This window comes from Phycisphaeraceae bacterium (genome assembly GCA_040222855.1).
GTDB lineage: Bacteria > Planctomycetota > Phycisphaerae > Phycisphaerales > Phycisphaeraceae > Mucisphaera.
Genome location: JAVKCD010000025.1, coordinates 400,460 through 414,291, shown reverse-complemented (window position 1 = coordinate 414,291; position 13,832 = coordinate 400,460). Strand labels below are relative to the sequence as shown.

Below are 13,832 nucleotides of genomic sequence, written 5' to 3'. Positions count from 1 at the left end.
ATCCTTAAGGAGTCTTCCTTGGCTAAGGCATTGCGTGTTTTTGAACTGGCCAAAGACCTCGGCGTGAAGAGTAAGCTCATCGTCGAGCGTTGCCAGGATGAGGGTGTGCCGGGCATCACGAACCACATGTCGACCGTGAAGGTCGGCCTGGCGGTCACGATCCGCGAGTGGTTCTCCGATGCGAGCGCGGACAATGAGGAGGCCAGCCAGGAGTCTGATGGCGGGGTGGCGACGGCGACACAGACCGTCGCCAAGCCTGCACGGGCCAAAGCGGTCAAGCGGAAACCCGCTGCCAAGAAGGCCAAGGACAGCGAAGCCGACGAGGGCAAGGCACACATTGAGCCCCCCTCGTTAGCCAAGAAGCCGCCCGCTCCGGAGCCTGTGAAGCCAGCGCCGGTTGTTGAAACACCAACGCCCGCCGAAGCTGTTGCAGAGCCTGTAGCTGAGGTGGAATCGGCAGAAGCAACTGTGGCGACCGAGAGCGACGCGGACACCCCCGCGGTGTCACAAGAAACAGAAGTGCCGGCTGACGTTGATAGCGATGATCCGGTCAAGGCGGTTGGCATCCAGAACGTGCCCGAACGCCCCAAGGTGATTTCCCCTGGCGGCAAGCCGTTGGAGAAGCCGCAGCAAGCGTCACTCAAGGGTCCACGTGTGGTGCGCATCGAGCGGCCTGACCCGGTTGAGACGCGCCCTGCCCGCCGATCACCCGGTGGCGGAGGCGGCGGGCCGTCTCGCGGTCCTTCGCAGGGGATGCCCAGCATGGACCCGGGCGCGGAAGAGAGCGGCGGGTTCACCCGTTCGCGCGGCCCTTCGCGAGGTCGCGGGGCTGGTGGAGGCTCTGGCGGTGATAAGACATCGGGACGTGGCGGCGACGGCGGTGGAAACCGGCGATCGGGGAACACACGCCGATCGCGCTCCTCCGACAACCTTCTGTCCGGACCGAGCAAGCTCTCGCAGGCGGACGCTGAGGAACTGGACGCGCGGCTACGGGGCGCTCCCGGCTTCCTCAAGCAGCGTCGTCGTAGCATGGAGAAGCGCAAGGGCGGAGGCGTTCAGGCGCTGACCCCTGCGGTCACCGGCGGCAAGGTCGAGATCGAAGAGCCGGTCACGATCAAGAGCCTGTCGGCCGCGACTGGCATCAAGGGTACGGAAGCCATCAAGTACCTGTTTCAGAAGGGCGTGATGGCCAACATCAACTCGTCGCTCGACGCTGAGATGGCGATGGAGATCGCGCTCGAGTACGACATCGAACTGATCGTCAAGGAGCAGCGATCGGCCGAGGACGAGCTACGGCAGGTCTTTAGCGATCGCGAGCGTATTGATGTTAAGGGTCGCCCGCCTATCGTGACGGTCCTCGGGCATGTCGATCACGGCAAGACCTCGCTGCTGGACCGGATCCGCAAGGCCGATGTGGCTTCACACGAAGCGGGCGGGATCACGCAGCACATCGGTGCTTATCGCGTCACGGTCGAGGGCACTGACGGCGTCGAGAAGACCGTGGTCTTCCTCGATACGCCCGGTCACGAAGCCTTTACGGCGATGCGAGCCCGTGGTGCCAAGATGACCGACCTGATCGTGCTGGTTGTCGCTTCTGACGACGGCGTGATGCCTCAGACCATCGAGTCGATCAACCACGCCAAGGCGGCGGGCGTCCCGATTATCGTTGCGATGAACAAGATCGACCGCCCCGAAGCAACGGATGACAAAGTCCAGGAGATCTACGGCCAGCTCGCGGCTCAGGGACTCAACCCCACCGCGTGGGGCGGCGAAACCGAGGTCATCGGTACGTCCGCCATCTCGGGACAGGGCGTCACCGAACTGCTGGAGTTGCTGGACTATCAGGCCGAGCTGCTCGAACTCACCGCGGACTACGGCGGCAACGCCATCGGAACTGTCGTCGAGTCCGAGATGCAGCCGGGGCGTGGTGCTGTGGCTCGTATCCTCGTGCAAGAGGGTCAGATCAGCGTGGGCAGCTTCGCTGTCGCTGGCCGTGCTTTTGGCCGTGTCCGTGATATGACGAACGATCGCGGCCAGTCAGTCCGTGAGGCTGGTCCGGCGACGCCCCTCGAGATCTCGGGTCTCGATGAGATCCCGGACGCTGGCGATCGGTTCTATGTTACTGACTCACTCAAGCAGGCAGAGGATGTCGCGCAGCAGTATCGAGACCACGAGCGTGAGACCCAACTCGCATCGAAAACAAAGGTCACGCTGGACAACTTCGCGGACACCTTGAAGGCTGGCCAGGTCAATCTGTTGCGCGTCGTCCTCAAGGCCGACGTGCAAGGTTCTCTCGACGTGCTGCGAACAAGCCTTGAGAAACTTGGCAATGACGAGGTCGCCGTGCGGGTGATCCACGCAGCGGTCGGCGGGATCACCGAGAGTGACGTGCTGCTGGCTGATGCCTCGGAGGCCGTGGTCGTTGGCTTCCAGGTCGCCCCAACCGCAGTCGTTCGTGAGATCTCAGAAGCCAGAAGCGTTGATCTCCGCACTTACCGTGTGATCTACGACCTGATAGATGACGTGAAATCCGGCCTCGAAGGCATGCTCGCTCCCGAGCGCACCGAGAAACAGACCGGCGAAGCCACGGTCAAGGAGGTCTTTAAGATCACCAAGCTCGGTCTGGTTGCGGGCTGCATGGTCACCGAGGGATCGATCGAGCGATCGAGCAAGGTGCGTGTGGTGCGTGATGGCGTGGTCGTGACCGATGAACGCACGCTCAACAGCCTGCGACGCGTGAAGGATGATGTGAAGGAAGTCCGAGTGGGTACCGAGTGCGGGATCCGTATCGAGGGCTACGACGACGTAAAATCCGGTGACCGTATCATCTGCTACAAGGTTGAAGAAACGGCACGCAAACTTGATTAGTTGCTCAGGCCACTTGGTACCCGACCATGGTTGTTGGCATTCTTCAACTCGAACTCGCGATCGATGGAGCGATGTCGCTTAAGGATAAACGCCGCGTGGTCCGGAGCCTCAAGGATAAGCTCCATCACGAGCACCGCGTGAGTGTGGCGGAGATCGATCGGCAGGATGAGCATCGGATCGCAATCCTTGGCGTTGCGATGGTGACCTCGAGTGTTCAGGTCGCCCAGAGCGTGCTCGACAAGCTGGTCGACTGGGTACAGCGAGGTCACGGGTATGTGCTCCGAGACCACAAGATTGAGATTATTTCAGGGCACTAAGCCCCAGATTGAGATACTGAACCGTTGAGCCATCGTCTTGCCCAGGTTGCTTCGTTGCTCCGCCGATCGATTTCGGAGGTGCTGCAGCGTGGACTGGCCGATCCGCGGATCAGCGGGCTGACCAGCATTACACGGATCGAGGTGACGCCTGACATGTCGCAGGCCTTCATTTATATCTCGGTCCTGCCCGAGGAGCATGGCGCAACATCGGTCGCGGGACTCAACCACGCGGCCAGACATATCCATGACCTGGTGCGGCAGAAGGTGACCCTCAAGCATGTGCCCAAGCTGATCTTCCGACTGGATGAGATGCTCAAGAAACAAGCGGAAGTGCTTGCTGCCATCCGCGAGGCCGAAGAACGAACCGGCGTCGAAGCGATGCGTGCATCTGATGGTGATGAGCAATCGCAGCCCGGATATGAACCCAACACCCCCCTACCCGAGGATCAGCCTTGAAGCTCGAGTTTGACGAAAAAGCCTGGCAGGCCCTGCTCAAGAAGTCTCTTAAAGCCAAGAGTGCTCCGGAGCCGGACCCTTTTGACCCGATCACTCAGGTGGTCTTCTCGTTCCTGCACTGGCGTGCAACGCAGACCGAAGCAGAAGACGCGCTGGGACGAATCATGTCGGTGATGGTGGACATCAATGAGCTGCGTGTGAGCAATGAGGTCCAGATAGTCGAGCTGGTCGGGACCGATTACCCCTTCGCTCAGGAACGGGTCGCACGGATGATCGAGGTCCTCAACGAACTGTTTGTCCGCGAACACGCGGTGTCGATGAAGTCCATCGAGGCGTCGGCGAAAAAAGATCAACGTCACTATCTCGACACGCTGCCCGGCATGGTCCCGTTCGTGGCTGCCCGCGTGATGCTGCTGACCTTTGGCGGGCATGCCTTCCCGGTGGATGATCGTACGGTGTCCTTACTCGCCAAGGGAAGTGTGGTCCACGAGTCAGCATCACCCGGTGAGATGGAGTCGATCCTCCTTAGGCAGGTCAAAGCGGCCGACACGCTTGCTGCCTATCTGGCCATCCAGGGGGCTTCGGATCGTCAGCAGAAATGGCCGACTGATGTCGTAACGGCGCACGCACCTGCGGTGGCTTCGGTCGCTGCGGATGAGGCGTTGAAACTGGCGGTGAGTAACCACAGCCAGGAAAGCAAGGCCGCAGCGAAGACGACCAAGAAAACCAAGAAGAAAAGCAGCAAGCAGGCGAGCGCCTGACGAAACAGAGATCATGACCCAGCCCCAACCCCTCTTGAAGATCGGACTCCCTAAAGGGAGTCTTCAGGACTCCACACTGAACCTGTTCGAGCGTGCCGGCTACAAGGTGATGGTCCGCGATCGTTCGTACTTCCCCTCCGTGGATGACCCGGAGCTGTCCGCGATTCTGTTCCGTGCCCAGGAGATGTCGCGCTACGTCGAGGACGGCGTGATCGACCTGGGAATTACAGGACACGACTGGGTCGTCGAGAATCAGTCTGATGTCCACGAGGTTTGCGAACTGGTCTATTCCAAGGCGACCGGCAAGCCGGTGAGCTGGGTGCTCGCGGTCCCTGAGGAATCTTCGTATCAGAAACCCGAGGACCTCGCGGGCGGGATCATCGCTACGGAGTTGCTGCAGACAACGCGCAGATACTTCCAGGAGCGAAACATCCCCGTCAAGAAAGTGGAGTTCAGCTGGGGTGCTACCGAAGTCAAGGCCCGGCTGGTGGATGCGATCGTCGATGTCACCGAGACCGGCTCATCGCTTCGCGCCAACAAGCTGCGGGTGATCGATACCCTGATGACCTCGACAACCCGGCTTGTCGCGAACAAGCAGAGCTGGGAAGACCCCAAAAAGCGTAGAAAGATTGAGGACCTTTCGGTGCTGTTGCAGGGAGCGATCCTCGCGCGTTCTCAAGTCGGCCTGAAGCTCAATGCCCAGCGTCGTGATCTTGAGGCCGTTCTTTCGATCCTCCCCGCGGCGCAGTCACCGACGGTCAATGAGCTCGCAGATCGCAATTGGGTGGCGATCGAAATCATCGTTGAAGCCCGGGTTGAGCGAGAACTCGTCCCGCAGCTCAAGCGAGCCGGCGCCACAGCGATTTTCAGCTATCCCTTGAACAAGGTCATTCCCTAAGCAACGATACGCGTATGCGTACACCGCCCGCTGGCATCCTGATGTTCTTCCTTCGACTCCGGTGGTTCGGCCCGATGGCGGTGCTGATGTATTGCGGCCCAGCCGTTCTGGGTCAGGCATCGATCCCTCTCCCGCCCGGCCTCAGGCTGGATTCCGTCCAACCACTGGAGGGTGAGAATCGCCAGCGGGCGCTGATGACCCTCGAAGAGGTCCTGGCTTCTGTTCCAGAACCGAGCTATCTTCGCCAGGAGGTCGCACCGGCTCCCGGGCTGGAGCCGCCACGGGCCGCGCAGCACGCCTATGTGGCGGCGCGCGAAGCGTGGCTGGATGGTCGGCCCTTCGACGCGATTCCGCGGCTACTCACAGCAACCCGGATGGCCCCAAATGAGCCTGCTTTTCACGAGCTGCTCGCGCGGATCTATGCAGGCTCCGGAAGCGCGGCCGCGGCCCAGCGGTACGCCCGCGAGGCGATTGCAGCTGACCCCGATCGCCTTTCTTCCTTGCTGTTGCTGCTGCGACTCAGTGCCGATGAAAACGACCACGCACAGACGCTCGCTATTGCCGGTCACCTCAAGGCGTTGCTGAAAGAAGACCCCGCGCCTGATCCCGCGATCAGGATCATTGTCTCCAGACTGTTGGGTCAGACATTGCTCAGGGATCAGCATCTGGTGGCGGCTCGTGAAGCCCTGGCCGATGATCTGTATCCGCCTAATCTCCCGCCTCGCTCGAACCCGCTGGATAATCTCGCGCGCACGATGGCTCTGACACGACCGCTGGTCTGGCGTGAGTTGGGTGATGCGGCGCACCGCCTCGGTCTCGCCGATGACGCGATGAAGGACTACGTCCGTTCTGCCGAAGCCGCGCTAGTCGGTTCCGCCCCGCTGGGTCGGCGAGATCAGGACGACCTTCTGGTACGCCTGCTCTGGACCGAACTCCTCATGGACGAGCCGCAGCAGGCGCGTAACCGGCTGGCCGCTGCGTTCGATGATCGACCGGATGATGATCGACTCCTTGAGTTAGCTGGATACTTGTTCCGAGTCGGGGCCGGTGACGATGATCTTCTGGCCAGACTCAAGCGAGCCTATGAGCGCAGCGGCCAGAGTGATGCCATGGTGATCGCTCTGGCTCGCGCTCTACCCTCGTCAGAGGCCAAACAACTACTCACAGAGCACCTGCGGTCGCATCCACAAGCGACGCAAGTCTTTGAGTATCTGATCCGCGAAGTGCTGGTTCCCGACGGAGCTGATAACGCAGTCGATGTAGACCTGGAGGAGGCACTCCGGCTGACTGTGCGCATGGCCATCTCGGGCTACGCGAAACCCGCTGCGGCACTGGATTGGGTATCGGATTCGATCGGCGACCGATCCAGGGTCACAGAGCAACTCGGCATCATCGAGTGGTCGGACGAGCGTGAACACGCTGTCGCACGCATGTTGCGCGGCTTTCTGATGCTTGAGCTGCCCGGGCGTAACGCACAGGCCATGCAAGAGCTATCCGAAGCCCTCGAGTTGGACCCAGACTTGGACCCAGCACGGGTAGCCTTGGTCCAACTCAACATCGTCCGTCAGCAACTCGATCAGGCTGAAACATTGCTCAAGAATGTTGATGCCAACGAGTCGGCTGAGCTGATGGCGGTGATATCCGCACTACGGCTGGCGCAGGGCCGGCCGCAGGATGCCATCGCGGTTCTCGATCGCGCCCGGGTTTCCGGACTGGCCGGAGTTGAGCTCGATCTTCAGCGTAGCAAGGTGCTGCTCGGACTGGGTGATTCGCAGGGCGCAGAAGAAGTGCTGCTGGACTCACTGACTCGGCATGACACGGATGAACGCCTCTATCTCGCCTTGTTTGTGATCTACGAGCAACGACAAGGCGACAGCGAAGCAGGCGTACGCTGGGTCAACCTGATGCGCCGGGTCCTGACCGCTCTGCCCGAAAGCCCGACGGCGAGGATCAAGCTGGCCCAGTGGCACGCCACACGCAAACAGTTCGAACGCGCCGAGGTCATCCTGACCGAACTGCTTCGCCAACAACCTGATGAGCCGAGCGCGCTGCGGGCGATGCTTGACCTCTACGCACAGCAGCAACGAATCACTGACGGAAACACCCTTCTCGACAAGCGGCTAAACCATACGCCTGACGACTTGAACCTGCTGCGCGGCGCTTTCGCGTACTACCGGAAGACGGGCCAAGTCGAGCGATTGCGGAGCACTCTGGAACGCTTGCTGCTGCTCTCACCACCCGGGATGAGCAGAACCCTCGGCTTGGCAAGACACTACGGTCAGGCCAACCAACCAGCGTTGCTGTTGGAGGTCATGCAGCAAGACAACCTCAACAGCGAACAGGTCATCCTGCCTTGGCGCGTCTTCATTGAGTCGCTGATCGAGCAGGGAGCGTTGGATGAAGCGATGAAAGCCATCACGCTGGCAACGGATGCTTTCCCGATTCAAGCGGCAGCTCTTCACTACCAGCACGCGGTGATCCTGTCACAGGCCGGGCATGACGAGTCGTCAATCAATGCCCTCGAACGGTCGCTACGAGCCGATCCCGACTTCGGCCCATCAGCCAACCTGCTCGGGTACACCCTAGTACTCCGGAAGCGCAATCTGGAGCGAGCGATCCGGTTGATCGAGCGAGCCATCCAGAGTGAGCCGAACAACGGTGCTTATCTCGATTCACTCGGCTGGGCCTACTACAAACTCGGTCGCATGAACCTTGCGGTCGCGTGGCTCGAGCGCGCGTTGGAGCAGGAAGACGCTCAGCACCCGGTCATCATCGATCATCTCGGCGATGCCTACTTCAGATCCGGACGGATCGACGAGGCTCAGACCCGTTGGCGGGAAGCCCTCGACATGCTGCGCGAGCAAGACTGGCCCATAGATCGGGAGTTAGAGGGCCTTGAGACCCGCCTCGTCGAGAAGCTCAATGCCGTCTCCAGCGGGGCTCAGCCCGCCGTGGCACCCCTTTCCAAAGGTGCTCAAGACACGGACGAAAAGAGCTCAACCGGAGTCCTCGCTGACCCCTGAATAACGTCTTTTATCAACTGCGTTAAACTAAACGCAATTCTATATTTTACATGCACTTACATAAATTCACCCCGACTAACGAGCAGTAGAGAAAACCTCGCCTTTCGGGTAGAATGCAGGCTCTGGTGAACCTTCCTTGTCGGGGAGCGAGAGCCGCCAGAATCGCGCCCTCTCTATGAGGCAATGTCAGCATGACAGAACCCCAGGCCACCGACGCCTTGGAATCCCAACAGACCACGAACACACCCGGATCTGACGTCAAAAATCATATCGCGGCTGGCTCGTACTCTGAGCAGAGCATCAAAGTCCTTGAGGGTCTCGAAGCCGTCCGCAAGCGTCCAGGGATGTACATCGGCGACACAACCCAGCGTGGTCTGCATCACCTCGTTTACGAGATCGTAGATAACTCGATCGATGAGCACATGGCGGGGCGCTGCTCCCGAATCGACATCCAACTCGCCAGCGACGATTCCATTGCCATCTCCGACGACGGCTCGGGCATCCCGGTCGGCCCCTACAAACACTCGAATCCGCAGCTCAACGGGAAACCGACCGTCGAAATCGTCATGACGGTCTTGCACGCCGGCGGAAAGTTCGACAAGGACTCCTACAAAGTCTCCGGCGGTCTGCATGGCGTTGGAGCCTCGGTCGTGAACGCCTTGTCAGAGTACCTCGAGGTCGAGGTCGCTCGAGACGGCTTGCTACACGCGATGAGTTTTGAGCGAGGCGTCGCCACCGAATCCCTCCACCAGATCGGCGAACGCAGCAAGTCCGGCACGCGTGTCACCTTCAAACCAGATTCACAGATCTTCCCGGATACGAGCTTCCGGTTTGAAACCCTCGCCGGCAGGCTTCGAGAACTCGCTTACCTCAACCCAGGGCTGGAGATCCGCATCGCGGACGAACGCACCGGCCAGGATGAGACCTATGTGTTTCCGGAGGGGATTGCAGCGTTTGTCACCGCTCTGAACGAGGGCAAACAAACGGTACACGAGCCCGTGCTCTTCAAGACGACCGATGATGCAAGCGGTCTTCAGTGCGAACTCGCCTTCCAGTACAACGAGTCGTACAACGAGACCCTGCTGACCTTCACGAACAACATCAACACGATCGAAGGCGGAACGCATCTTTCCGGCTTTAAGACAGCGTTAACACGCAGTTTCAACAGCTACGCCAAAGCCAAAGGCATCCTCAAAGGCGATCTGGTCCCGACAGGCGATGACCTCCGCGAGGGCCTTTGCGCTGTGTTGTCAGTCAAGGTTCCTGAGCCGCAGTTCGAGGGCCAGACCAAGACCAAGCTCGGCAATGCCGAAGTCGAAGGGTTTGTGAACTCGACACTCGGTCAGGCAATCGCCGACTGGTGCGAAGAACACCCCAACGACGCCAAGCGGATCTGTATGAAGGGGGTCAACGCCGCCCAGGCTCGTGAAGCGGCCCGCAAGGCAAGAGACCTGACACGCCGTAAGGGCGCCCTCGACTCCGGCGGGCTGCCCGGCAAACTCTATGACTGCACGTCAAAGAACATCGACGAGTCAGAAATCTATCTCGTGGAAGGTGATTCTGCAGGCGGGTCCGCCAAAGGCGGGCGTGACCATCGTACTCAAGCCATCCTCCCCCTCAAAGGCAAGATCCTCAACGTCGAGCGAGCCCGTCTCGACAAGATCCTCGGCTTTGAAGAGATCCGAACCATCATCCAGGCGCTCAACTGCGGCATCGGTGCCGATGACTTCGACGCCTCAAAACTCCGCTACGGCAAGGTCATCATCATGACCGACGCGGACGTCGATGGCAGCCACATCCGCACCCTGCTGCTGACCTTCTTCTTCAGGCAGATGCCCGATTTGATCAAGCAGAACAGGGTCTACATCGCGCAGCCCCCGCTATACCAACTAGTCAGAGGCAAGAAGTCCGACTACGTGATCGATGACATCCAGCTCCGCAAAGTGCTCGCCGAGATGGCGATCTCGTCGGTCCAGATGGTGATCTTCAGCGACGACCGAAGCGAGCAGCAGGTGATCGCTGGCGATCAACTCGTCGAGATGGTCAAGCTCCTCCAGCAGGCCAGCGAATACATGAGTGTGCTCGAACGCCGCGGCATTACCTTGGCAGACCTCGCAACGCAACGCGCCAACGATCCCGAGGGACAACAACGCCTCCCGCGCATTCACGTGCGCGTCAGCGGCCAGCACCCCTCGGGTATCATCGGCGACCTGTTCTTCTGGTCCGAAGAGCAGGAGGACGCGTTCCGGAGCGAGCACGGCCTGAGCATTGGTGGAGACGACCCCGCAGCCAACGCCTCAGCGACAGTAGCTCGCAAGGAACTCCACGAGATTCGAGAGATCGAACGTGTGCTGGCCCGCTTGGCTGAGTTCGACCTGACTCTCGATGATTACCTGCTGACGCCGGTCCAGACGCCAACGGGGGCAGCCGGCCCGACGAGGTTCGAGCTGAAGGTGTCGAGCAAAAAAGACGACGACCGCAGCGTTGCCGTCACGAACCTGCGCGATGCCCTGCCTGCCATCCTGGATGCCGGCAAGGGTGGTCTTGATATCAAGCGTTTCAAGGGCTTGGGCGAGATGGACGCGGAGCAACTCTGGGAGACCACCATGGACCCGTCTAACCGAGTGCTTCTTCGGGTGACCTGGGATACGGCGTCCGAGGCGGAAAAACTCTTTACCGTGCTCATGGGCGAAGAAGTCGAGCCCCGACGGGCTTACATCGAAGAGCACGCACTCGACGTCAAAAACCTCGACGTGTAAACCCATCCAATGCCCCCTACCATATCGGCATGAACCATAATCGACACGGCATGGCGATGGTGTATTTGGTCGCGGCGCTGGCTCTCGGAGCTATCGGCGCGGGCATGTTCATCAACCAGGTCCTGCAAGCTCAGGCCGCTGTGAAAGAGATGCTCGAAGAGTTCGTTCGCATCGAGATCCCTGGCTCTGCTGAGATCACGATTGACCGCCCCGGCTTATGGACGATCTATATCGAGCACCCACCAACCCAAGTGCGCGAAACCAGAATCAGACCAGAGTCGCTGGTCTGCTCGGTCATGAACATGGCAACTGGCGAGCCCCTGGCCATAACCGATCTGCTGGCGGGCGAGCCGACGGTGGACCCCTCGCTCTTCGCCAAGCAACTCGCCGACCCCGAAGAAACCACCCCCGACGTTTATGTCTACGAGTTGCCGGATCGGGCCGGGCACGGCAGTTGGCAGTTTCGCGTTCAGGAACCCACCACCGTGCTGATCTCGGCGACAGTCGATCACGCCGAGCCAATGGTCAGAGACCTGAATCTGGCTGTTGGCACCGGCAGCTTCCGAGCACTTCTCAGCGGGTGGTCCGGGCTCTACGGGGCAGCGGCGATCCTCACCATCACAATGACAGGCGCGACCATGCTGCTGGTCATCGGATATATGCGCACCACACGAGATGTCACCCCGCGATCGGAGATGCCGAAACCCCCGGCAGCAACCGCATGATCCGAATCCTCAACCTTGGCTCACTCAATCTCGATCGAGTGATGCGCGTCGATCACATCGTGAAGCCCGGCGAAACCCTGGGCTGTAGAACCACCGCCTCCTTCGCTGGCGGCAAGGGTGCCAATCAGTCGGTCGCGCTGGCTCGCGCTGGCGCTCAGGTCTGTCACGCTGGCCGTGTCGGGACCGACGGCGTCTGGCTGCTCGAGAGACTCAAAGAAGCGCAGGTCGATACCCGTCACGTGGAAGTTGATCCAGACGTCAGCACCGGTGCCGCCTTTATCCAGGTTGACGGGCGCGGTGAGAACGCGATCGTGGTAGACCCCGGTGCGAACGCACGGATCACGCGGGCACAGATCGATGGTGTCCTCGACCAGTTTCACGAAAACGAGATCCTGCTGCTTCAGAATGAGATCAGCAACATCGGTTACGCGATCGACGCAGCGACTGAGCGTGGGATGTCCATCTGCTTCAACCCCGCGCCCATGAACGACGCGGCCCGTAGCTGCAATCTCAAGAAGATCGACCTGCTCATCGTCAATCACCACGAAGCCGAACAGCTCATCAACAAACCCGGAGCCAGAGACCTGGTTCCCAGGCTGCGTGATATGGTCTCCGGTCGTGTCATCATCACCCTGGGCCAGCGCGGCGTGATCTATGCCGATACCGATGGTGTGATCCAGATCGACGCCTTCCCAGCCGATGCCGTGGATACAACAGCCGCTGGGGATACCTTCATCGGATACTTCATCGCCGAAAGAACGCGGGCCAACTCAATCCGGTCGAGTCTGGAGATTGCTTCGGCCGCAGCGGCTTTGTGTGTCACACGCCAAGGCGCAATGCAAGCCATCCCGACTCGGGAAGAGGTCGATGCCATGGTGAGCACTCGGGGTACTGAATCAAGCGAACTCTGATTAACGCTTGGAGAACTGGAAGCGGCGACGAGCACCAGCCTGGCCGTACTTCTTTCGCTCGACTTCGCGTGGATCGCGAGTGAGATAGTTACGCTCGCGAAGGACCGCCTCAAAGCTAGGGTCGTAGCCCTTGAGAGCACGAGCAACACCCAGCAGCACCGCACCCGCCTGGCCGGTGATGCCCCCGCCATGAACCTTCACAAAAACGTCGAGTCCCTTGGCGTTGGTCGCCTCGATCGGGGCCCGGCAGGCCGCCTGATGCTGAGGCTCCGTGAAGTAGACATCGACCTCGCGGTCGTTGACCTTGATCACACCCGTGCCAGCCTTGACACGGACACGTGCAACCGACGTCTTTCGGCGACCGGTGCCCCAGACGAATCCACCCGCGTCCGGCGTCGCCGGGCGTGCCGGAGCAGCCTGAGGCTCAGCGGCCACAATGGAAGGGACCTCAGGAACGGTCGGGACTTCAGGAATGCTCGCTTCGGTCATCGTCAGGTCTTCGGTCGACAAAGCTGTGATCTCCGGCTCCAGCGGGCTGTCCGCTGAGGCTCGCGGGGGTGAAATAAGGTTAGATCGAAATCTCGACAGACTCAGGGTTCTGGGCGGTGTGAGGATGCTCAGCTCCGCGGTACACCTTGAGCTTCTTGAGCTGGTGACGTGCCAGCTTATTCTTGGGCAACATCCGCCGGACGGCTTCCATGATCAGCTTTTCGGGAGCTTTCTCGATCTGCTCACGATAGCTGGTCAGTTTCAGGCCGCTGGGGTAGCCGGAGTACCGCTTGAGGTGCTTGCTGTCGAGCTTGCGACCACTCACGCGGATCTTGCTGGCGTTGGTCACCACCACGAAATCACCCACGTCGTGATGCGGGGTGTACTCGGGCTTATTCTTGCCCATCAACACAACAGCGAGCCGGGTCGCTAGCCGACCGAGGATGTGGTCACTCGCGTCCACATGCACCCACTGGCGGGCCACTTCGTTATTTTTAGCTAGATAAGTCTGACGGTTCATCCGCAAACACCCTTTTGGATACGGGGGATCGAGCCGCGTAGTGTAGCCCAAACCGCCACCGCGTCAAACCGGCAAGCCCCTCATCCAAGCACAAGTTACAGTCCC

At 60.4% G+C, this 13,832-nt stretch carries 10 protein-coding genes and 1 pseudogene; 9 read left to right on the top strand and 2 right to left on the bottom strand.

Translation table 11 applies throughout. From position 1 onward, the window contains the following. The first annotated feature begins 18 nt into the window (after window positions 1-18). The 9 genes from infB (at window position 19) to RIG82_11450 (ending at window position 12,718) form a co-directional block, all read left to right on the top strand. Complete coding sequence (gene infB / locus RIG82_11490; GenBank protein ID MEQ9461561.1) at window positions 19-2,868, top strand: translation initiation factor IF-2; 2,850 nt, start codon at window positions 19-21, stop codon at window positions 2,866-2,868. Between the two features lie 26 nt (window positions 2,869-2,894). Further along, complete coding sequence (locus RIG82_11485) at window positions 2,895-3,185, top strand: DUF503 domain-containing protein (GenBank protein ID MEQ9461560.1); 291 nt, start codon at window positions 2,895-2,897, stop codon at window positions 3,183-3,185. A 24-nt stretch (window positions 3,186-3,209) separates the two neighbouring features. Further along, a complete protein-coding gene (rbfA, locus tag RIG82_11480; protein MEQ9461559.1) occupies window positions 3,210-3,641 on the top strand; it encodes a 30S ribosome-binding factor RbfA in 432 nt (143 codons plus the stop codon). Further along, a complete protein-coding gene (locus RIG82_11475) occupies window positions 3,638-4,402 on the top strand; it encodes a hypothetical protein (GenBank protein ID MEQ9461558.1) in 765 nt (254 codons plus the stop codon). Before rbfA ends, RIG82_11475 begins: the two co-directional genes overlap by 4 nt. Window positions 4,403-4,415: 13 nt before the next feature. Further along, window positions 4,416-5,300, top strand: a complete 885-nt coding sequence (gene hisG, locus RIG82_11470) for an ATP phosphoribosyltransferase (GenBank protein ID MEQ9461557.1) — start codon at window positions 4,416-4,418, stop codon at window positions 5,298-5,300. 14 nt (window positions 5,301-5,314) lie between these two features. After that, window positions 5,315-8,323 (top strand): tetratricopeptide repeat protein, encoded by a 3,009-nt coding sequence (locus RIG82_11465; GenBank protein ID MEQ9461556.1) that lies wholly within the window; start codon window positions 5,315-5,317, stop codon window positions 8,321-8,323. 191 nt (window positions 8,324-8,514) lie between these two features. Further along, on the top strand, window positions 8,515-11,082 hold the full coding sequence (gyrB, locus tag RIG82_11460; GenBank protein MEQ9461555.1) for a DNA topoisomerase (ATP-hydrolyzing) subunit B: 2,568 nt from the start codon (window positions 8,515-8,517) through the stop codon (window positions 11,080-11,082). Between the two features lie 29 nt (window positions 11,083-11,111). Further along, window positions 11,112-11,807: a hypothetical protein gene (locus RIG82_11455; protein MEQ9461554.1), complete on the top strand. Its 696-nt coding sequence runs from the start codon at window positions 11,112-11,114 to the stop codon at window positions 11,805-11,807. Next, the gene (locus tag RIG82_11450; protein MEQ9461553.1) at window positions 11,804-12,718 is read left to right on the top strand and encodes a ribokinase; all 915 of its coding nucleotides are present in this window, start codon (window positions 11,804-11,806) and stop codon (window positions 12,716-12,718) included. Before RIG82_11455 ends, RIG82_11450 begins: the two co-directional genes overlap by 4 nt. On the opposite strand, the pseudogene rpsI reads toward RIG82_11450, so the two are convergent. Both rpsI and rplM read right to left on the bottom strand, forming a co-directional pair. Beyond that, window positions 12,719-13,087 (bottom strand): annotated as a pseudogene (gene rpsI / locus RIG82_11445) (30S ribosomal protein S9). Between the two features lie 199 nt (window positions 13,088-13,286). Continuing rightward, a complete protein-coding gene (gene rplM, locus RIG82_11440; protein MEQ9461552.1) occupies window positions 13,287-13,727 on the bottom strand; it encodes a 50S ribosomal protein L13 in 441 nt (146 codons plus the stop codon). Between the last annotated feature and the right edge of the window lie 105 nt (window positions 13,728-13,832).

What these genes read in the sequence shown, in the direction of transcription:
- hisG (MEQ9461557.1), top strand. Translation starts at nt 4,416, where the DNA reads ATGACCCAGCCCCAACCCCTCTTGAAGATCGGACTCCCTAAAGGGAGT.
- RIG82_11455 (MEQ9461554.1), top strand. Translation starts at nt 11,112, where the DNA reads ATGAACCATAATCGACACGGCATGGCGATGGTGTATTTGGTCGCGGCG.
- RIG82_11465 (MEQ9461556.1), top strand. Translation starts at nt 5,315, where the DNA reads ATGCGTACACCGCCCGCTGGCATCCTGATGTTCTTCCTTCGACTCCGG.
- gyrB (MEQ9461555.1), top strand. Translation starts at nt 8,515, where the DNA reads ATGACAGAACCCCAGGCCACCGACGCCTTGGAATCCCAACAGACCACG.
- rplM (MEQ9461552.1), bottom strand. Translation starts at nt 13,727, where the DNA reads ATGAACCGTCAGACTTATCTAGCTAAAAATAACGAAGTGGCCCGCCAG.
- RIG82_11450 (MEQ9461553.1), top strand. Translation starts at nt 11,804, where the DNA reads ATGATCCGAATCCTCAACCTTGGCTCACTCAATCTCGATCGAGTGATG.
- RIG82_11485 (MEQ9461560.1), top strand. Translation starts at nt 2,895, where the DNA reads ATGGTTGTTGGCATTCTTCAACTCGAACTCGCGATCGATGGAGCGATG.